The organism is Rhodococcus globerulus NBRC 14531 (genome assembly GCF_001894805.1).
Taxonomy (GTDB): Bacteria; Actinomycetota; Actinomycetes; order Mycobacteriales; family Mycobacteriaceae; genus Rhodococcus_F; species Rhodococcus_F globerula.
In genome coordinates, this window is sequence record NZ_BCWX01000001.1 from 1,453,542 (window position 1) to 1,472,429 (window position 18,888).

18 protein-coding genes and 1 pseudogene are annotated in these 18,888 nt (G+C 62.5%); 10 read left to right on the plus strand and 9 right to left on the minus strand.

Features of this window, described 5'->3' with window-relative positions; genetic code table 11:
- Positions 1-13: 13 nt before the first annotated feature.
- Positions 14-568 carry a nucleosidase gene (locus tag RG2_RS06480; RefSeq protein ID WP_033231105.1) on the plus strand — a complete coding sequence of 185 codons (555 nt, stop codon included), beginning with the start codon at positions 14-16 and terminating at the stop codon, positions 566-568.
- 15 nt (positions 569-583) lie between these two features.
- Here RG2_RS06480 and RG2_RS06485 read toward each other — a convergent pair whose 3' ends face one another.
- On the minus strand, positions 584-1,363 hold the full coding sequence (locus tag RG2_RS06485) for an META domain-containing protein (protein ID WP_033231104.1): 780 nt from the start codon (positions 1,361-1,363) through the stop codon (positions 584-586).
- 36 nt (positions 1,364-1,399) lie between these two features.
- The gene (locus RG2_RS06490; protein ID WP_033231103.1) at positions 1,400-1,999 is read right to left on the minus strand and encodes a TetR/AcrR family transcriptional regulator; all 600 of its coding nucleotides are present in this window, start codon (positions 1,997-1,999) and stop codon (positions 1,400-1,402) included.
- A gap of 107 nt (positions 2,000-2,106) precedes the next feature.
- On the opposite strand from RG2_RS06490, the gene RG2_RS06495 reads away from it, so the two are divergent.
- Positions 2,107-2,673 (plus strand): NAD(P)H-dependent oxidoreductase, encoded by a 567-nt coding sequence (locus RG2_RS06495; RefSeq protein ID WP_033231102.1) that lies wholly within the window; start codon positions 2,107-2,109, stop codon positions 2,671-2,673.
- A 75-nt stretch (positions 2,674-2,748) separates the two neighbouring features.
- Here RG2_RS06495 and RG2_RS06500 read toward each other — a convergent pair whose 3' ends face one another.
- A complete protein-coding gene (locus RG2_RS06500) occupies positions 2,749-3,588 on the minus strand; it encodes a siderophore-interacting protein (protein WP_033231101.1) in 840 nt (279 codons plus the stop codon).
- Between the two features lie 302 nt (positions 3,589-3,890).
- Between RG2_RS06500 and RG2_RS06505 the strand changes: the two genes are divergently transcribed.
- From RG2_RS06505 to nrdE, 3 genes are all read left to right on the plus strand, one after another.
- A complete protein-coding gene (locus RG2_RS06505; RefSeq protein WP_033231100.1) occupies positions 3,891-4,121 on the plus strand; it encodes a redoxin NrdH in 231 nt (76 codons plus the stop codon).
- Positions 4,122-4,223: 102 nt separating this feature from the next.
- A complete protein-coding gene (gene nrdI / locus RG2_RS06510) occupies positions 4,224-4,703 on the plus strand; it encodes a class Ib ribonucleoside-diphosphate reductase assembly flavoprotein NrdI (protein WP_033231099.1) in 480 nt (159 codons plus the stop codon).
- Entirely contained in the window at positions 4,661-6,844 is a 2,184-nt protein-coding gene (gene nrdE, locus RG2_RS06515) for a class 1b ribonucleoside-diphosphate reductase subunit alpha (RefSeq protein WP_033231098.1), read from the plus strand. Before nrdI ends, nrdE begins: the two co-directional genes overlap by 43 nt.
- Before the next feature lie 70 nt (positions 6,845-6,914).
- Here nrdE and RG2_RS06520 read toward each other — a convergent pair whose 3' ends face one another.
- Both RG2_RS06520 and RG2_RS06525 read right to left on the minus strand, forming a co-directional pair.
- On the minus strand, positions 6,915-7,127 hold the full coding sequence (locus RG2_RS06520; RefSeq protein ID WP_020969285.1) for a type II toxin-antitoxin system antitoxin: 213 nt from the start codon (positions 7,125-7,127) through the stop codon (positions 6,915-6,917).
- A 12-nt stretch (positions 7,128-7,139) separates the two neighbouring features.
- A complete protein-coding gene (locus RG2_RS06525; RefSeq protein WP_033231097.1) occupies positions 7,140-8,057 on the minus strand; it encodes an SPFH domain-containing protein in 918 nt (305 codons plus the stop codon).
- Positions 8,058-8,228: 171 nt separating this feature from the next.
- Between RG2_RS06525 and nrdF the strand changes: the two genes are divergently transcribed.
- The gene (gene nrdF / locus RG2_RS06530) at positions 8,229-9,194 is read left to right on the plus strand and encodes a class 1b ribonucleoside-diphosphate reductase subunit beta (protein WP_033231096.1); all 966 of its coding nucleotides are present in this window, start codon (positions 8,229-8,231) and stop codon (positions 9,192-9,194) included.
- 89 nt (positions 9,195-9,283) lie between these two features.
- On the opposite strand, the gene RG2_RS06535 is transcribed toward nrdF, so the two are convergent.
- The 3 genes from RG2_RS06535 to RG2_RS06545 are packed head-to-tail and all read right to left on the minus strand — an operon-like array spanning position 9,284 to position 11,859.
- Positions 9,284-9,760 (minus strand): NUDIX hydrolase, encoded by a 477-nt coding sequence (locus RG2_RS06535; RefSeq protein ID WP_033231095.1) that lies wholly within the window; start codon positions 9,758-9,760, stop codon positions 9,284-9,286.
- 4 nt (positions 9,761-9,764) lie between these two features.
- A complete protein-coding gene (locus RG2_RS06540) occupies positions 9,765-10,829 on the minus strand; it encodes an iron-siderophore ABC transporter substrate-binding protein (protein ID WP_033231094.1) in 1,065 nt (354 codons plus the stop codon).
- A 37-nt stretch (positions 10,830-10,866) separates the two neighbouring features.
- Positions 10,867-11,859: an ABC transporter substrate-binding protein gene (locus RG2_RS06545; RefSeq protein WP_033231093.1), complete on the minus strand. Its 993-nt coding sequence runs from the start codon at positions 11,857-11,859 to the stop codon at positions 10,867-10,869.
- 359 nt (positions 11,860-12,218) lie between these two features.
- Here RG2_RS06545 and ctaD point away from each other — a divergent pair, with 359 nt between their 5' ends.
- From ctaD to yczE, 4 genes are all read left to right on the plus strand, one after another.
- Complete coding sequence (gene ctaD / locus RG2_RS06550) at positions 12,219-13,952, plus strand: aa3-type cytochrome oxidase subunit I (protein WP_072782333.1); 1,734 nt, start codon at positions 12,219-12,221, stop codon at positions 13,950-13,952.
- Between the two features lie 150 nt (positions 13,953-14,102).
- Positions 14,103-15,323: a phosphoserine phosphatase SerB gene (gene serB, locus RG2_RS06555; protein ID WP_033231092.1), complete on the plus strand. Its 1,221-nt coding sequence runs from the start codon at positions 14,103-14,105 to the stop codon at positions 15,321-15,323.
- Entirely contained in the window at positions 15,320-16,093 is a 774-nt protein-coding gene (locus RG2_RS06560; RefSeq protein WP_116538731.1) for a peptidyl-tRNA hydrolase, read from the plus strand. The genes serB and RG2_RS06560 overlap by 4 nt, the downstream gene beginning before the upstream one ends.
- A 120-nt stretch (positions 16,094-16,213) precedes the next feature.
- A complete protein-coding gene (gene yczE, locus RG2_RS32225; protein WP_307718106.1) occupies positions 16,214-16,903 on the plus strand; it encodes a membrane protein YczE in 690 nt (229 codons plus the stop codon).
- Positions 16,904-16,917: 14 nt separating this feature from the next.
- On the opposite strand, the pseudogene glgX reads toward yczE, so the two are convergent.
- Positions 16,918-18,858: pseudogene (glgX, locus tag RG2_RS06570) on the minus strand (glycogen debranching protein GlgX); the annotation flags it as partial.
- Positions 18,859-18,888: the final 30 nt, after the last annotated feature.

The following is an 18,888-nucleotide window of genomic DNA, read 5'->3' on the forward strand; positions in this document are numbered from 1 at the left end:
TATCGTCTCGCGCATGAGTGCGAAGAAAGTTCTGGTGGTCAGCGCAACCAAGGCGGAGGCGGCGTACGTTCCGCAGGAGTTCGAGTTGGTGATCACCGGTATCGGAAAGGTCAGTGCGGCAACGGCAGTCGCGTCGGCGCTGGCACGGTTTCTTCCCGGAGAGTTGCCGTTGGTCGTCAATATCGGCACTGCAGGCGCGCTGCACGTGCATCACGGCGGGCTGTTCGTGCCGGGTGTCGTGATCAATCACGACATCAGCAGTGCGGCGATCAGATCGTTCGGCCACGAGGTTGTGGATCGACTGGCCTTAGTCGACGGCGACGATTCGGTTCTGGCCACCGGCGACGCATTTGTCTCCGACGCGGCCGTCCGGGATGCGCTCGCGCAGCGGGCCGATCTGGTGGACATGGAAGGTTTTGCGGTCGCCTACGCGGCGCAGGCCGCCGGTGCTCGGTGCCGGTTGGTCAAGCATGTGAGCGATCAAGCTGACGATTCCGCTCTGGACTGGCCGGCCCAAATCGATGCCAGCGCCCGCGAATTGGGGCGCTGGCTGGCCGAGAACGTCTGAGTCGGACTCGTTCGATCAAGCCTGGGCTGTCAGGATCAAGCCGTTGCCGTCGGGCTTGCGGAGCGTCATGGTTGCGGCGTCGACGGCGACGGTGACCTCACCGTCGAGCACTGTCAGGACGTGCCGTTCGATGTCGGCAACTTCTGGTTCGCACGCCATCCTCGTGGTACCCATCGGGGCGAAGGTGATGGTGGTGTCGGTGACCGTTGCCGACCCCATCATGCGGTTACATCCGGTGCTGCCGGTGACCGATCCGTCGGCGGCGATCGTGAGTTCCGGCGCCGAGGTTTCGAGTGCCAGGCTGGATGTGACGGCGTCGGGAGTGATGAGCGACGTCACGGTCCAGGCAGTGCCCTGAACAGGACGGTCCGGGTCGACGACCTTCTTGTCGGCAAGCGTGACGGTGAACGTGTCGGTGGAGAGGGTGAGCGTGTCACCGGACAGTGTCCAGGACGGTTGCGCGGAAAGGAGCGTTGTCACCCAAGCGTCGGATTCCATGACTGGGGGCTCACACGCCATCATGGTGGAGGCCATCGTGTCGGTGGCGATCTTGCCGTCCGTGAATTCGACTGCGCCGCTCGCTGTGTTGCAGCCGGCAGTCGCCGCCACCAGGCCGGGCGTCGTGAAGTCGAGGGACAGTGGGCCGCCGCCGGGAATCGGGGTTCCGTCCACCTGGGTGGAGATGAATACCCGCCCTGCGGGATCGGCGACCGAGTCCGGTGTTTCCGAGTTGCTGGAACAGCCACTGACGGCTGCGATGGCGAGGAGGCCGAGGACGGCGGCTGCGATGCGCATTGGCTCAGACTAGGCGCTGGAATGTGTTCGAGGTCTTCAACATCGAGTAACGCGCCGGGCAAGATTTTCCCAACCGTCAGCGAGTCTTTCCGTCGTCATCCCGAGGTCGCGAACCTGGTACAGAACCAACGACGCTTCGAGTGGCGCCAATAGTGCCGAGGCGAGAAGTTCCAGATCGCCCTCGACGCCGGCCGTGCGGAGCAAACTGATCACGTGCGCGATGCTCAGCGAGCGGGCCGGGCCACCGAAGCGAAACTCCGGCGCGTTCTCGGCAGCGCGGAGAACGTCGCCCTGGACCTCGACCATGGCGATGCGGGCGCGACCGAAGGCGACCAGTCGGTCTATCGGCGGCGCGCCAGGCCCCAGTGGCGGCGGACCGAACATGAAGGCGTGCTGCAACTCTCGCTCGGTGTGGTCCAGGAGTGCTTGCATCAATCCAGCACGACTGCCGAAGCGGCGAAAGACTGTGCCCTTGCCCACACCTGCGCGGCACGCGACGGCGTCCATGGTGACGGCGTCGACTCCGCGTTCGGCCACGAGCAGCGCTGCGGCGTCGAGCAGAAGTGCCCGGTTACGTGCGGCGTCGCCGCGCTCGGCCGGTTGCGCGCCGATCTGGGGTAGGGGGATTGCGCTCACCCGGTCGAGGTTACATGGCTGCGGAATATAAGTGGACCGTGGTCCGTTTAGGGGGTATAACTTTCAACCAGAGCCGCCCACCGCACCAATCTCGAAGGAATCACCCAATGTCACAGAGCAATGTTCTCGTTCTCGTCGGAAGCCTGCGCGCCGGATCCGTCAACCGCCAGCTCGCCGAGACTGCAGTGTCCGCTGCGCCGGAGGGTGCTGCCCTGACGATCTTCGAAGGCCTCGCCGACGTTCCCTTCTACAACGAAGACCTCGACGTCGAAGGTGCATCGATCCCCGCAGTCGACGCCCTGCGTGCCGCAGCCGGCAATGCCGACGCCTTCCTGCTCGTCACCCCCGAGTACAACGGCACCATCCCCGCTGTCCTCAAGAACGCCATCGACTGGATCTCGCGTCCCTACGGCGCAGGTGCTGTCTCCGGCAAGCCGGTTGCAGTAATCAGCGCATCGCCCAGCGGCAACGGTGCGAAGTGGGCCAACGACGACACGGTCAAGGCTGTCGGCATCGCCGGCGGCAACGTGCTCAGCGATTCCGCTCTTGCTGTCGCCAGCACGTTCGACAAGTTCGGCACCTCGCACGCACGCGAGAACGCTGAGGTTGTCGCACAGGTGTCCAAGGTTGTCGCAGACCTGGTCGACGCCACGAAGACGCTCGTCAACGCATAATCTGTACCAGTTCTCGAACGAGGGTCACGCCGGACAGGCGTGACCCTCGTTTCATGTCAGCCGGGGTCGGCCGCGCTACAGGCCTTCGCGTTCCATGGCGGCGTCGACGGCATCACGAACGGACTCGAAGTCCTTGCCCGCCATCATTGCTGCGCCCATTGCCTCGTCGATGCGTTCCGCGGCCAGAGCATAGCGACGTTCCCAGTTCTCCTTGTCGGCGCGCCAGTAACCCATGGTGTGCATGGCGGTCGCGGGGATCTTCAGCGTGTGACGCAGGTAGGCGCGAACCTTGCGCGCTGCTGCGGCCTCGACTGCGCACCAGACGTATCCGGTGCCGGGAGGTAGGGGATCGGCGGCCAACTCGGTGAGAAGGGAGTCGGCGTCACCGATCCATCGGATGTCGGCGTCGGTCGCGGTCGTGAAGCTCTGCTGCTCGCTCGGATCGGGAATCTGCGCGATCACCTGTACGGAAATCCCGGCCGGCAGGCTCTCGAGAATTCGGCCGACTGCGGGGAGTGCGGCGTGGTCGGCGAGCAACGTCAGCCACTCGATGTTCTCGGGCGGGCGGAACCATCCGTTGGCGCTCGACAGGTGCACTGTGTCGCCGGGGATAGCCGTCTCGGCCCAGCGCGCCGCCCCGCCGTGTCCGTGCAGAACGAAGTCGATATCGAGCTCGCCGGTGTCCGCGCTCCAGCGGCGCACTGTGTAACTACGCGCGTGTGGGGGCTCGAGTGGGAACCGGACAAGCACCCGTTCGTCGGGTAGGTCACTTGATGCGAAGTCGGCCAGGCCGGCACCGCCGAAGGTGATTCTGCGCATCCCTGGCGTTATCTGCGTTGCCTCGAGAACAGTTGCCAGGTGGCGTGGGGCTTCGTCGCTGGGGAGGTCGATCGGGGCTGATTCCACGTCGCTCATGGTAGAGCTGCGGGGTGTTCGGAGACCCGGTCGAGTAGGCGGCGCACATGTGAGCGCCGACACGCCGACACGGCGTGGAATTGGCGCGGAGTTATGGGTGCTGAGCTGGGTCGACCTGGGAATTTCATCTATGTGACTCACAACATCTTCGGTTATGTGATTCTGTCGGCCACTAGGTGTAGTGTCTTGAGCACTGAGAGACCACAACGCGGAACGCCTCGAGCGAAGCTCCGGCAATCGGTCGAATCGGTGCTGAACATCACTACATCGGCCTTTGTTGGCTAAGCGAAAGAGGGACTCTCATGAGCATCACCGTCTACACCAAGCCCGCTTGCGTTCAGTGCAATGCCACCTACCGCGCCCTCGACAAGGCCGGTCTCGAATACGACATCATCGACATCACCGAGGATGCCGAGGCACGTGACTACGTCATGGCGCTCGGATACCTCCAGGCACCCGTCGTGGTTGCCGGTGAAGATCACTGGTCGGGTTTCCGTCCCGATCGCATCAAGACGCTGGCCGTCGCTGCTTGAAGCGCGACCGCGCAGGTGGCCGACGACGCTGTCGGCCCTGTAGTTGAAAGTGTTGAATAGTCGAAAAGTTCCGGGCACCGCATGAGGAAATGGTGACAACCGATGACTTCGCTGGTTTATTTCTCCAGCGTGTCGGAGAACACCCACCGATTCGTTCAACGTCTCGGGCTGCCTGCGACACGCATACCCATCCATGACCGTGACGGCTCATTTCTCGTCGACGAGCCATATGTACTGATCCTGCCGACTTACGGCGGCGGGGCAACAGTGACAGGCCGCGACACCAGCTATGTGCCCAAGCCGGTCATTCGTTTTTTGAACAATCCACACAACAGGTCGTTGATCAGAGCTGTGATCGCGGCAGGAAACACCAATTTCGGTGAATCCTTTTGTTACGCAGGAAACATCATTTCCCAGAAATGCCACGTTCCTTTTCTGTACCGCTTCGAACTCATGGGCACTGCCGAGGACGTCGAACGGGTACGAGAAGGCTTGGGGGAGTTCTGGAATCATCTCGAAGCAGAGAAGGAGAACGGGCAGTGGCGCCAACCATCACTGACACGATCGCGGCTGGAAGCGTAGAACGTGACGCACGCGGCGGTGATTCCACCAACGGTCTCGACTACCACGCACTCAATGCCATGCTCAACCTGTACGGCGCAAACGGCGAGATCCAGTTCGAGATGGATGTCGCGGCGGCCCGTCAGTACTTCCTGCAGCACGTCAACCAGAACACGGTGTTCTTCCACAATCTCGACGAGAAGCTCGACTACCTCGTCGAGGAAAACTACTACGAGCCTGAGGTTCTCGATCAGTACTCACGTACGTTCGTGAAGTTCCTGATCGATCACGCGTACTCCAAGAAGTTCCGCTTCCCGACGTTCCTGGGCGCGTTCAAGTACTACACGTCCTACACGCTCAAGACGTTCGACGGAAAGCGCTACCTCGAGCGTTTCGAAGACCGCGTGTGCATGGTGGCCCTGACGTTGGCTGCCGGCAACGAAGATCTGGCCGTCGAACTTGTCGACGAGATCATTGCCGGTCGCTTCCAGCCCGCAACCCCCACGTTCCTCAACTCCGGCAAGAAGCAGCGCGGCGAGCCCGTTTCCTGCTTCCTCCTGCGCATCGAAGACAACATGGAGTCCATCGGGCGCTCCATCAACTCGGCTCTGCAGCTCTCCAAGCGTGGCGGCGGAGTTGCGTTGCTGCTCACCAACATTCGTGAGCACGGTGCGCCGATCAAGAAGATCGAGAACCAGAGCTCGGGTGTCATCCCGATCATGAAGCTCCTCGAGGACTCGTTCTCGTACGCAAACCAGCTCGGAGCGCGTCAGGGTGCCGGTGCCGTCTACCTGCACGCACACCACCCCGACATCTACCGCTTCCTCGACACCAAGCGTGAAAACGCCGACGAGAAGATCCGCATCAAGACGCTGTCGCTCGGCATCGTGATCCCGGACATCACGTTCGAGCTGGCGAAGAAGAACGAGGACATGTACCTGTTCTCGCCGTACGACGTCGAGCGCATCTACGGCGTTCCGTTCTCCGACATCAACGTCTCCGAGAAGTACTACGAGATGGTCGACGACAAGCGAATTCGCAAGTCCAAGATCAAGGCTCGCGAATTCTTCCAGACCGTCGCAGAGTTGCAGTTCGAATCGGGCTACCCGTACATCATGTTCGAGGACACGGTGAACAAGGCCAACCCCATCGAAGGCAAGATCACGCACTCGAACCTGTGCTCGGAGATCCTGCAGGTCTCCACGCCGTCCGAGTTCAACGAGGACCTGACCTACAGCCACGTCGGCAAGGACATCTCCTGCAACCTCGGTTCGCTGAACATCGCGAAGACCATGGACTCGCCCGACTTCGCCAAGACCATCGAGGTCGCGATCCGCGGCTTGACCGCGGTGTCGGATCAGACGCACATCTACTCCGTGCCGTCGATCGAGCAGGGCAACAACGACTCTCACGCCATCGGCCTCGGCCAGATGAACCTGCACGGCTACCTTGCTCGTGAGCGAATCTTCTACGGCAGCGAAGAAGGCATCGACTTCACGAACATCTACTTCTACACCGTGTTGTTCCACGCTCTGCGGGCATCGAACCGGATCTCCATCGAACGCGGTTCCTACTTCAAGGGCTTCCCGCAGTCGAAGTACGCGTCGGGTGAATTCTTCGACAAGTACACCGACCAGGTGTGGGAGCCGGCCACGGAGAAGGTTCGTGGACTGTTCGCCGCCGCCGACCTTCACATTCCGACGCAGGACGACTGGCGTGAGCTGAAGGCGTCGGTGCAGAAGCACGGCATCTACAACCAGAACCTGCAGGCCGTGCCGCCCACCGGTTCGATCTCGTACATCAACTACTCCACCAGTTCCATCCACCCGGTGGCATCGAAGATCGAGATCCGCAAGGAAGGCAAGATCGGTCGCGTCTACTACCCGGCGCCCTACCTGACCAACGACAACCTGGAGTACTACCAGGATGCCTACGAGATCGGGTACGAGAAGATCGTCGACACCTACGCTGCCGCAACGCAGCACGTCGACCAGGGCCTGTCCCTGACCTTGTTCTTCAAGGACACCGCCACCACCCGCGACATCAACAAGGCGCAGATCTACGCATGGCGTAAGGGCATCAAGACGCTCTACTACATCCGTCTGCGTCAGCTCGCACTCGAAGGCACCGAGGTCGAGGGCTGCGTTTCCTGCATGCTGTAAAGGGCTCCGCCCCCGTGCGCCTTTTTGGTAGTAACCACTACCGGAAAGGCGCACGGGGGCATTTTCTCTGTTAGGACGGCGGCCGGCCGGGACCATGCATCTTGCCGGCGTTCTTCGGCATTCGGCCGTGCTCGGTGAGCGCCCGTCGGAGTAGGAATTCGATCTGGGCATTGGTACTTCGGAGGTCGTCGGCGGCCCAGCGGGCAAGAGCGTCGTGCACCGCCGGGTCCAACCGAAGAAGGATCTTCTTCCGCTCTGATCTCGGAGCTGGATCCGTGGCCATGTGGCCTTCCCTTTACTGGTAGAGCGAACCGGTGTTGAGCACCGGTTGTGCGTCGCGGTCACCGCACAGCACGACCAGAAGGTTACTGATCATCGTGGCCTTGCGTTCTTCGTCGAGTTCGACGACGTGCTTTTCCTCTAGCTGCTTGAGTGCCATGTCCACCATCGACACTGCGCCTTCGACGATCTGCGTCCGGGCTGCGATGACAGCGCCCGCCTGTTGGCGGCGCAGCATCGCGCTGGCGATTTCCGGTGCGTAGGAAAGCCGGTTGATGCGGGTCTCGATCACTTCGACCCCTGCCGCCCGCACGCGGGCGTGAACTTCCTCCGACAGCGTCGTTGTAATGATGTCGGCGTTCTCCCGCAACGAGACTCGGCCTTCGGCGTCGTACGGGTAACTGCCGGCGATGTGGCGTACAGCTGCCTCGGTCTGAACCGAGACGAACTCCTCGTAGTCGTCCACCTGGAATGACGCGAGCGCGGTGTCGGCCACCTGCCAGACGACAACGGCCGAGATCTCGATGGGGTTGCCGTCGGCGTCGTTGACCTTGGACTGGCCGGTCTCGTGGTTTCTGATGCGGGTGGAGATGGAACGACGCACGGTCAGCGGGTTTGTCCAGCGCAGTCCAGGGGTGCGCAATGTGCCGCTGTACGAACTTCCCAGGAATTGCAGAACACGCGCCTGGTTCGGCTGCACCAGTGTCAGGCCGATCAGTGCGGGGAGTGACGCGAGGAACAGCACCACTCCGATCGGGATCAGCGCTATGAGTCCGAGGAGCCCTCCGACAACAGCCAGGGCGATTCCGCCGAGGAACAGAATCAATCCGCCGAGGAGCATCCAACTGCCCGACAGGTCCCAACCTGGGCGTTCGGCGATTGTGGTGGTGGCAACTCCGGTTGGTTTCTCGGCCACGGTGGGCGTGCTGGTCATGTGAGACTCGCTTCCTCATCGGTAAGTGATATTTAATTGATATCACATTTTTCGCGTTGGCGGGTGGGCGCGTACGACACATCTTGTTGTGTTGGCGTCTGGAGTCGGACACAACGGGTAGTGTTCAGGCAAGCCAACATTCGGCAGTATCTCTCGCGCTAGGTAGGAATCATGGTCAAGCTGGTCAGTCGCGTTTCCGCAATCAACTGGAATCGCGTCCAGGACGAGAAGGACGCCGAGGTGTGGGACCGCCTCGTCAGTAACTTCTGGCTGCCCGAAAAGGTGCCGGTCTCCAACGACATCCCGTCCTGGGGGACTCTGACCGCGCCTGAGCAGCAGCTCACGATGCGCGTATTCACGGGTCTGACGCTGCTCGACACCATTCAGGGAACCGTCGGCGCCGTCAGCCTCATCCCCGACGCCATCACTCCACACGAAGAAGCGGTGTACACCAACATCGCCTTCATGGAATCGGTGCACGCCAAGAGCTACAGCTCAATCTTCTCGACGCTGTGCTCCACGCCCGACATCGACGACGCCTTCCGCTGGTCGGAGGAAAACCCGAACCTGCAACGCAAGGCTCAGATCGTTCTCGACTACTACAACGGTGAGTCGCCGCTCAAGCGCAAGGTCGCGTCGACCCTGCTCGAGAGCTTCCTCTTCTACTCGGGCTTCTACCTGCCGATGTACTGGTCCTCGCGGGCCAAGCTCACCAACACGGCCGACCTCATCCGCCTCATCATCCGCGACGAGGCCGTGCACGGGTACTACATCGGCTACAAGTACCAGAAGGGCCTCGAGCAGCTGTCCGAGGCAGAGCGCGAAGAGCTCAAGAACTACACGTTCGAGCTTCTCTTCGAGCTGTACGAGAACGAGGTCGAGTACACCCAGGATCTCTACGACGAGGTCGGACTGACCGAGGACGTCAAGAAGTTCCTGCGTTACAACGCGAACAAGGCGCTCAACAATCTCGGTTACGAAGGACTGTTCCCGAAGGACGAGACGGACGTCAATCCGGCTATCCTGTCGGCACTTTCACCCAACGCCGACGAGAATCACGACTTCTTCTCCGGCTCGGGCAGCTCCTACGTCATCGGCAAGGCCATCAACACCGAAGACGACGACTGGGATTTCTAGAGCGACGCGCTCAGGATTTCCAGTCCCTGACAACTGAGCCCGATTCCTGCGCATGCGGGAATCGGGCTTTTGTTGTCGGTAGGGGAGGGCTAGCTCGCCGAGAACCAGGCTTCTGCCTTGTCCTGCAACGCTTTTTCCAGACGCAGGCGCGACGTGTCGGTCAGATCCGAGGGCAAGTTGTCGGGCGCGAACCACGCAACCTCGAGATTCTCGTCGTCCGCGACATGCGCGTCGCCGCCCGTCCAGCGGGCCAGGAAACAAACGTCGAGATATTGCGTGATATCCCCGTTGGGGTACGTAATGGGTTCTGTGACATCAACACTCGTGATGCGAATCAACTCCGCGTCGACGCCCGTCTCTTCCTTGGCTTCACGAACGGCAGCCGACGCGGGTTCCTCGCCGGGCTCGAGAACGCCGGACACCACTGCCCACAATCCGTTGTCGGCGCGGCGAGTGAGGAGCACGCGGCCCTCGTCGTCGCGAATCACGACACTGACTCCGGACAGCCAGAGTGGCGCGTGACCGATTTTTTCGCGCAATTCGACGATGAACTCAGGGATCGGCATCGCGTCAGCTCGCGTAACCGTTGAGCGTGTGCTGGAGATCGTCGAGAACGGCGTGCGCGGCAGTCATACCGTTGCCGTTCCAGATCTCGTCCTCGGCAGCAAAGACACGGTTCCCGGAGGGCGCTCCCAGATCGTGCCACTGGTCGCTCTTCATGACCTCGGTTCCGAACTTCAGCCCGTTCGGACCGTCGAACAGCACGTAGATCAGATCACCTTCGGCAGCGCTGAGATCGTCGGCGGGAACCTCGGCGGTCACGGTGTCGGTGAGTCGTTGTGCTGGGGGCCGGCGCACCCCGACATCGCTCAGAATCTGACCCGAGAACGAGGCGGGGCCCTCGATGTTCAGCGAGTCCGAATCGAACCGCACCACAGATGCCTGCGTCTGCGCCGAATTGAGCGACTCACCCAGTTCCCGAGCGTCCCGTTGGTAATCGTCCAGAGCGGCTGCTGCTGCGGCGGACCGTCCGAGGGCCTGGCCGGCCAGAGCGAACTGCGACTTCCAATAGACGGGATCGGAACCGGCAAACACTGTCGGGGCGATGCCGGTCAGTTGCCCGTACAGGTCCGCCGACGCCGGACTCGATCCGAGAATCAGATCCGGTGCTGCTGCCTTGATCGCAGCGACATCGGGCGCGCTGACCGGGCCGACGCTCGGAATCTCCGAAATGCCGAAACCGAGGTACGACGGCTGAGGTGAATCGACGCCCGTCGCGGCGCCCACCACACGTTCCCACAATCCCAATGCACACACCGCGTCCATCGACGCACTGTCGAGCACAACGATGCGCGCAGGATCCGAGGGAACCTCGGCCGTGCCTGCCGTGTGCGCGACCTGTCGCGTCACCGTGGGGCCGGCTCCGGCGTCGGCCGCTGTCGGGGTGGGGCACGCGCTCGCCGTATCGCGCGCGAGCCCCATGACACCGGCTCCGGCGATGGACGTCGTGGTCCGCACGATGCTGCTGGCGATGTCGTCGGAGGTGTCCGACGAACAACCACTCAATACAAGGAGTGTGGCTGCGATGCCGAGTATCGAGACGCGGCGGAGAGTGGTGCGGGAGAGAACGGTCAAGTCGACGGCTTCCTGTGTGGGCGGGCGCCGCTTTAGGTTAGCTGCTCGACTTGTCCACTCCGAACGTGTCCGCGAGGTCGTCCAGAATCAGGTGCGCGCCCTGAATACTGACCGGAGACATCCACTCCGAATCGTCGACGTCGACGGTACGGCCACGCAGAGTTTGCCACAGCGGACTCGTGAGGAACGGCTTCGCGGCTTCGGCGCTCTTGCCCTCGGGATCTTGCCACGTGCTGACGAAGATGACGTCGGCGTCGGCCTCGTTGATCAGCTCTGGACTGATCTTCATCATGATATTGCCCGGGTCGGCAGGATCGGGGCCCTGGTTGCTCGGGCGGGCGAGGCCGGCGTCCTCGAGGACGATGCCGCTGAACGAGGTGGTGCGGTACAGGCGTGCTGTCGGTTCGCCGGCAAAGCGGACGACGGAGATGACCGGGTTGTTCGCGGCCTTGTTGACGGCGCTTCCGACGGCGGCCGCACGCGCTTCGTATTCGCCGATCTTCTGCTCGGCAAGATCTTCCTTGCCGAGGGCCTCACCGACGAGTCGGATGTTGGCCTTCCACGTCGGTCCCGTTGTCTGGGTGAACACGGTCGGGGCGATTGCGGAGAGTTGTTCGTAGTTCTTGCCGTCGCGGACTTCGGCCGAGATGATCAGATCGGGCTGGAGTGCCGCGATCTTCTCGAGGCTTACGGCGCCGACTGTTCCGACGGAAATTGCGTCGGCTGCGAACTCGTCGCGGGTTGATCCGAGGTAGTCGGGCAATCCCGGCTCGCGGTAGTCGACGTATCCCACGAGGGGTGACTCGAGGAGCAGTGTGGCGTCGGTGAAGCTGTTGTCGAGCGCAACGACTCGCTTGGGCTGCGACGGAATCTCGGTGCTACCGCGGAAGTGTTCGATCGTGCGGGGAAATGCCCCCGGTTCGGTCGACGTCGCGGTGGTGTCCGGCTCGTCACTCGAACATGCGGGGACGATCAACGCCAGGGCGGCAACGACGGAAATCGCCGCGGTTCGGCGAGCAAAGTGTTTCACGGGTACTCCTGTACTAGGTTAGGCAAGCCAGACCTTAACAACCGGACCGAACAACGGGACAGTTCGGGCTTCGACTCCCTGGCGATGCGAAATCAGGGTGCGACACGCCGCAACACGAGATCACACTCGTCACTTCGGGAACATAAACCGCAGGTCGATCGTTTAGTGGGAGCCAAAACGGTCCCTCGAGTACGACGCTGAGTAGGACCGGGTCGCGAGGCGTCACGGTCACGGTCTACGATTCGATGAGCGCAAGCCAGAAGCCGTTTCCCGCACGCCGGGAAATGGACCCTGCGGCGCGACCAAAGGCTCTGTCGAAGGAGTCTGCGGAGCGACCAAAGGCACATTCAGGAGGATCAGTGACTGCCGTAGCGCCCCAGCCAGTCCCCGCGATAGCTGCAGCCAGGCCTTACCCGCCGCGGCAGGGACCCAAGGGCTCATTCATTTTCAAGATGATCACGACCACCGACCCCAAGGTGCTCGGAATCATGTACTTGGCGACTTCCATCGCCTTCTTCCTCATCGGTGGCCTCATGGCACTGATGATGCGTGCCGAGCTAGCTGTGCCCGGCATGCAGTTTCTCTCGAACGAACAGTTCAACCAGCTGTTCACCATGCACGGCACCATCATGCTGCTGCTGTACGCGACGCCGATCGTCTTCGGCTTCGCCAACTACATTCTTCCGCTGCAGATCGGCGCGCCCGACGTTGCGTTCCCGCGTCTGAACGCGTTCAGCTACTGGCTGTACCTGTTCGGTGCGATCATCGCGACGGCCGGATTCGTGACCCCCGGTGGCGCAGCCGACTTCGGTTGGACCGCCTACACCCCGTTGACGAATGCACTGCATTCTCCGGGCGTCGGCGCTGACCTCTGGATCATGGGCCTCGCTGTCGGTGGTCTCGGCACAATCCTCGGTGGCGTCAACATGATCACCACCGTGATCTGCCTGCGTGCACCCGGTATGACCATGTTCCGCATGCCGATCTTCACCTGGAACATCTTCATCACCAGCATTCTCATCCTGCTGGCGTTCCCGCTGCTGACCGCTGCACTGCTCGGCCTGTTCGTCGACCGACATCTGGGTGGTCACATCTTCGACCCGGCAACAGGCGGTGTGTTGCTCTGGCAGCACCTGTTCTGGTTCTTCGGTCACCCCGAGGTGTACATCATCGCGCTGCCGTTCTTCGGCATCGTCTCGGAGATCTTCCCGGTCTTCAGCCGTAAGCCGATCTTCGGCTACAGCGGTCTGGTGTATGCAACGCTCGCCATTGCAGCTCTGTCGATCGCCGTGTGGGCGCACCACATGTACGCAACCGGCGCAGTTCTGCTTCCGTACTTCTCGTTCATGACGTTCTTGATCGCAGTGCCGACAGGCGTGAAGATATTCAACTGGATCGGAACGATGTGGAAGGGGCAATTGACCTTCGAGTCGCCGATGCTCTTCTCGATCGGCTTCCTGATCACCTTCCTCTTCGGTGGTCTGTCGGGTGTCATCCTCGCGAGCCCGCCGCTCGACTTCCACGTCACGGACAGCTACTTCGTGGTTGCCCACTTCCACTACGTGGTCTTCGGCACCGTTGTGTTCGCCACCTACGCCGGTATCTACTTCTGGTTCCCGAAGATGACCGGCCGCATGATGGACGAGCGCCTCGGCAAGTGGCACTTCTGGACCACGTTCGTCGGCTTCCACGGCACGTTCCTCGTGCAGCACTGGCTCGGAGCCGAAGGCATGCCGCGTCGCTACGCCGACTACCTGCCGTCCGACGGCTTCACGTCGCTGAACACGGTCTCGACAATCTTTGCCTTCGTACTCGGTGCCTCGACGCTGCCGTTCATCTGGAACGTCTTCAAGAGCTACCGCTACGGCGAAGTTGTCACGGTCGACGACCCGTGGGGTTACGGAAACTCGCTCGAATGGGCAACCAGTTGCCCGCCGCCGCGTCACAACTTCACCGAGTTGCCGCGCATCCGCAGCGAGCGTCCGGCATTCGAACTGCACTACCCGCACATGGTTGAGCGGATGCGCGCAGAAGCGCACGTCGGCCCCGGCCACAACAGTAAGAACGACGCCCTCGAAGGCAGTTCTCACTAAATGAGCAACCCGACCTACACGTAGGTCAACGCCAAAGGCCCCGCCCGAACAACGGGTGGGGCCTTTCGCTTGTTCGATTGCCGATTGGCACAATAGGTGTCGACGCATGTCGATCACGACACGATTTCCAAGAAATGATCGGAGTTCTCGGTGGGTGCCTCAGACACCACTGTTCTGGTGACCGTGACCGGGCCTGACCGGCCCGGTGTCACCTCGGTACTGTTTGCCGCACTGTCGCGGCACAATGTGAGCCTGCTCGACGTCGAGCAGGTGGTCATCCGAGGTCGGCTCACGCTCGGCGTCCTCGTTGCATGCCCGAACGATCCGGAGGCGCTGCAAGAAGAACTCGAGCAGGCGATGGCGACGGTCGGCATGAACGTCGACATCGAAATCGGCGCAGATCCCGGTCGGCCCGCTGTGTCCACCCACGCCGTTGTCGTTCTCGGCAGTCCCGTGAATGCTCGCGCGATGCGCGGAGTGGCACGCGAGTTGGCCAAGCAGGGCGCCAACATCGATTCCATTCGCGGTGTTGCCGACTACCCGGTGACAGGCCTGGAACTCAGTGTCAGCTCCGCGGGCAGCGCCGACGCAGACGCGAAGTTGCGCACCGGTCTTGCCGAAGTCGCAGCACTCGAGAACGTCGACATCGCGGTCGAGCGCGCCGGTTTGGCAAGGCGCGCCAAGCGTCTCATCGTGTTCGACGTCGACTCGACGCTCGTTCAGGGTGAAGTCATCGAGATGCTCGCTGCCAAGGCCGGCGTCGAAGACGAGGTTCGCGCTGTCACGGAAGCTGCGATGCGCGGCGAGATCGACTTCACCGAATCGCTTCATCAGCGAGTGGCCACCCTAGCGGGACTGGACGCCTCGGTGATCGACGAGGTAGCTGCGAGCATCGAACTGACTCCAGGTGCACGCACTACCATCCGCACCTTGCGTCGTCTCGGCTTCCATTGCGGCGTTGTCTCCGGCGGATTCCGTCAGGTCATCGAAGGATTGGCACACGAACTCGAACTGGACTTCGTTCACGCCAACACCCTGGAAATCGTCGACGGCAAGTTGACCGGCCGCGTGATCGGCGAAATTGTCGACCGCGCCGCCAAGGCGGTCGCGCTCCGGAAGTTCGCCGATCAGGTCGGCGTCCCCATGGAACAGACCGTGGCCGTTGGTGACGGCGCAAACGACATCGACATGCTCAATGCTGCCGGCCTGGGTGTGGCGTTCAACGCGAAGCCGGCACTGCGCGAGGTTGCCGACGCGGCGCTGTCGCATCCGTTCCTCGACGCCGTGCTCTTCATCCTCGGCGTGACCCGCGACGAGGTCGAAGCAGCAGACGCGATCGACGGCGGCGTTCGGCGCGTGCCGATCCCATGATCGACGACCCCTGCGCCGCGGTGATGTCGGGCCCGGACGCGCTCTGGCGCGCCCGGCACGCCGTGCTGGCTGCGGGTTACGGTGGCCGACCCGATCCGGCCGATCCCGCCCAGGTTTTGGCGATGCCGATCGTCCTGCATATCCCGAAAGCTGATCCGCCCCTGCGTAGTTCGATCCTCGAAGCGGCCGCATCGGCGGCGGTGGCTCTGTGTCTCGACGAGCGAGTCGGGTTGGCCGAGGACGGCGAACCCGGCCCGTGGCGAGGCAACTTCACGGCATGGGTGAGCGGGCGAATTCGTAAGGTGTCGCGCCGCGCGCGGGGAGCGCAGTGGTTGGCGGCGCAGGATGTCGCGGGAATCACTGTCGATGTCGACGGCGCCCAGGCCCGGGCTCTGGTGCCCGGACCTGTCGGGGAACTTGATCCGCGGATCAAGAAGATGCAGATCGGCGGCACCGATCTCGAACACGACAACCCGGGTCCGCCCATACCTGGACTGCCCGTGCTGTGGATTGACCCCGCGCTCGAGATGACCGTGGGAAAAGCATCGGCACAGGTCGGGCATGCGTCAATGCTGTTGGCGGCAGCCATGTCCGACGAGGAAGCCTGGCGCTGGGCTCAGGCGGGATTCCGGTGTTCGGTTCGTGACGCGGAGCCGGCGCAATGGGCGGATGCTGTGGCTCGGTTGCGTTCCGACGCCGTCGCTGTCAGGGATGCCGGTTACACCGAAGTTGCGCCCGGGTCGATGACGGTGATTGCGGTTCCCGGCTAGACCAGTCCAGTATCGCCATCTTGGCTATGGGTTAAGTGTCCAGTGAGCCTGCAGGATGGCTGAGTGCTCATACGTAGATTTGCCTCGCTGTTCCTTGGCCTGTGGCTGTACGGCTTCTCGATGGCGATGATGATCGCCGCCGGACTCGGCCTGGACCCCTGGGATGTTTTTCATCAGGGTGTGGCAGAGCGGTTCTCGTTGAGTTTTGGTGTCATCACCGCGATCACCGGTGCGCTTGTGCTGTTGTTGTGGATCCCGCTGCGTCAACGACCGGGATTCGGAACCGTCGCCAACGTTGTTGTCATCGCCATTTCAGTGGATACCTCATTGGCCTTTTTGCCGGACTTTGATTCCATGCCAGTTCGAATCCTCATGCTGGTATCCGGTGTTCTTCTCAACGGGTTGGCCAGTGTCCTGTACATCGGAGCGGGCATGGGCCCCGGCCCACGCGACGGCCTGATGACGGGATTTGTCGCGCGCACCGGGCTGTCCGTTCGCCTGGTTCGGACCAGCATCGAGGTTGTTGTCCTTGCCGTGGGGTGGGTCCTCGGCGGCACGGTCGGTGTGGGAACCGTGCTGTACGCCTTGGGGATCGGACCCACCATTCAGCTTCTGATCAAGGTGCTGCCGGACTCCATGACGGCGGCAGTGACAGGGACGCGTAAGGCCAGGACCGTCGGACCGCTCACCGTCAACGTGGAACCTACTGCGACGGGGCCGGCCGACCCTGGTTCGCCGGTGGCGGTTGCCGAGTCGAACACCGGCACCAGTGAACCGTCGAACCATTCCGGGGTTCCGACCGTGATCTGAGCCGGTCCGCCGGAATGCAGAATCAGTAGCCAGCTGCTGTCGCCGAGTGGTCGCCCGGCACGCGTATGCGAGCGGACGTCGGCGCCGTCTATCCACGCTTGCACTGTTCGGTTGCGCTCGTCGTACCAGGCGCTGTCGTCGAATTCGGTTCCGGTGGAGTCGAACCAGACGAGGTCGGGATGGTCGATGCGTCGGCGCCCCTCGAAGAACTCAGGTTGCCGGAGGGCAGGTGCCGATCGGCGCAGTGCAAGTGCTCGGGAGACAAAACTGACCAGGGTGGGATCCGCACTCGACCAATCGAGTGCCCACGACTGTGCCGGCGTTGCATGCGTGGGAACGCAATACGCGTTGTTGTTGCCGCCGAGGCTGCGTCCGAACTCGTCGCCCGCGGTCAGCATCGGTGTGCCGGTCGAGAGGACGAGTGTTGCCAGGAGTGCCCGGACGTGTCGGCGACGGGCTTCGATGACGTCGCTGTCGTAACTGGGGCCTTCGATCCCGTGGTTGAACGAATCGTTGTTGTCGGCGCCGTCACGGTTGTCCTCACCGTTGGCCTCGTTGTGTTTCGTGTTGTACGACACGAGATCGGCCGCGGTGAAGCCGTCGTGTGCGGTCACGAAGTTGATCGATGCCCACGGCCGCCGGCCGTTGCCGGCAAAGACGTCCTCCGAGCCCGCGAGTCGTGACGCAACTTCCCGGACGCTGGAATCGCCGTTCCAAAAGCGTCGAATACTGCTGCGGTACTTGTCATTCCACTCGGACCACTGCAAGCCGAAGTTGCCCACCTGATAGCCGTCGCCGGTGGCGTCCCACGGTTCGGCGATCAATTTGCGACGCGTCAGGACGGGGTCGGACGAGATCGCCGAGAGCACGGCAGCTCGCGAATCGAAGGCCGCGCCGCGTGGTCGTCCCAGCGCGCTGGCAAGGTCGAAACGGAAGCCGTCGACGCCCATCTCGTCGGCCCAGTAACGCAGGCTGTCGGTAATCATGCGCACCGAGACAGGGGAGGAGGCGTCGACGGTATTGCCGCACCCGGTCAGGTCGATATCGCTGCCGTTTTCGCTCAGGAGGTAGTAGCCATGCGCATCCAATCCGCGCCAGCTGACGCTGATTCCGTCGACGCCTTGCTCACAGGTGTGGTTGTAGACGACGTCGAGAATCACTTCGATTCCGGCGTGGTGCAACGCGTCGACCATGAACCGGAACTCGGAGACCTCGTTGCCCGGGGTAGCCGCATAACCGGGGTGCGGCGCGAAGTACGACGCCGTCGAATAGCCCCAGTGATTGCGCATTCCGCGCGACCGAACGCTGTCTTCGGTCAGAAATGCTTGGACGGGAAGCAGTTCCACGGCCGTGACGCCTAGGCCTACGAGGTAGTCGACGATGGCTGGGGCTGCAAGCCCGAGATACGTTCCGCGGTGCGCGATCGGTACGTCGGGATGAGTGGCGGTGAAGGCGCCGACGTGAAGTTCGTAGATCACCGTCTCCTCCCACGGTGTCTCGAGTCGATGGTGCGGCGGTGTCAGACCGGCCGTCACGACGCAGACGGGGACGTGGCCGAGCGAGTCGACTGTCGACGGTTCGCCGAACGGATCGTGTTGGTAGTCGCGCAGCGCTGCAGCGTCGCCGAGGTCACCTTCGATGCGGCGCGCCCACGGGTCGATCAGAAGTTTGTGGGGATTGAACCGCTGACCTGTCCGCGGACTCCACGGTCCGTCGGCGCGGACGCCGTAACGTTGCCCGGCCCCGACGCCGTTGATCACTCCGTGCCAGATTCCGTACGTGTGTTGGCGGAGGTTCACACGCTGTTCTCGGCCGGCATTGTTGATCAGGCAGATCTGTACCGCCGTGGCGTCCGGCGAATGGACGGCAAACTGGGTTCCGCCGTCGACGACGGTCGCTCCGAGTGGGAACGGAGAACCCGGAAGTGGGGTGTGAGATTCATCTAGAGGCGACACGCAAGTAGATCCTGCCGTGGATGGCCGGAG

Bases quoted from the DNA above. Each gene is read 5' to 3' on its own strand.
- RG2_RS06480 (WP_033231105.1), top strand. From the start codon at position 14: ATGAGTGCGAAGAAAGTTCTGGTGGTCAGCGCAACCAAGGCGGAGGCG.
- RG2_RS06485 (WP_033231104.1), bottom strand. From the start codon at position 1,363: ATGCGCATCGCAGCCGCCGTCCTCGGCCTCCTCGCCATCGCAGCCGTC.
- RG2_RS06495 (WP_033231102.1), top strand. From the start codon at position 2,107: ATGTCACAGAGCAATGTTCTCGTTCTCGTCGGAAGCCTGCGCGCCGGA.
- RG2_RS06500 (WP_033231101.1), bottom strand. From the start codon at position 3,588: ATGAGCGACGTGGAATCAGCCCCGATCGACCTCCCCAGCGACGAAGCC.
- RG2_RS06505 (WP_033231100.1), top strand. From the start codon at position 3,891: ATGAGCATCACCGTCTACACCAAGCCCGCTTGCGTTCAGTGCAATGCC.
- nrdI (WP_033231099.1), top strand. From the start codon at position 4,224: ATGACTTCGCTGGTTTATTTCTCCAGCGTGTCGGAGAACACCCACCGA.
- RG2_RS06520 (WP_020969285.1), bottom strand. From the start codon at position 7,127: ATGGCCACGGATCCAGCTCCGAGATCAGAGCGGAAGAAGATCCTTCTT.
- RG2_RS06525 (WP_033231097.1), bottom strand. From the start codon at position 8,057: ATGACCAGCACGCCCACCGTGGCCGAGAAACCAACCGGAGTTGCCACC.
- nrdF (WP_033231096.1), top strand. From the start codon at position 8,229: ATGGTCAAGCTGGTCAGTCGCGTTTCCGCAATCAACTGGAATCGCGTC.
- RG2_RS06535 (WP_033231095.1), bottom strand. From the start codon at position 9,760: ATGCCGATCCCTGAGTTCATCGTCGAATTGCGCGAAAAAATCGGTCAC.
- RG2_RS06560 (WP_116538731.1), top strand. From the start codon at position 15,320: ATGATCGACGACCCCTGCGCCGCGGTGATGTCGGGCCCGGACGCGCTC.
- yczE (WP_307718106.1), top strand. From the start codon at position 16,214: ATGGCGATGATGATCGCCGCCGGACTCGGCCTGGACCCCTGGGATGTT.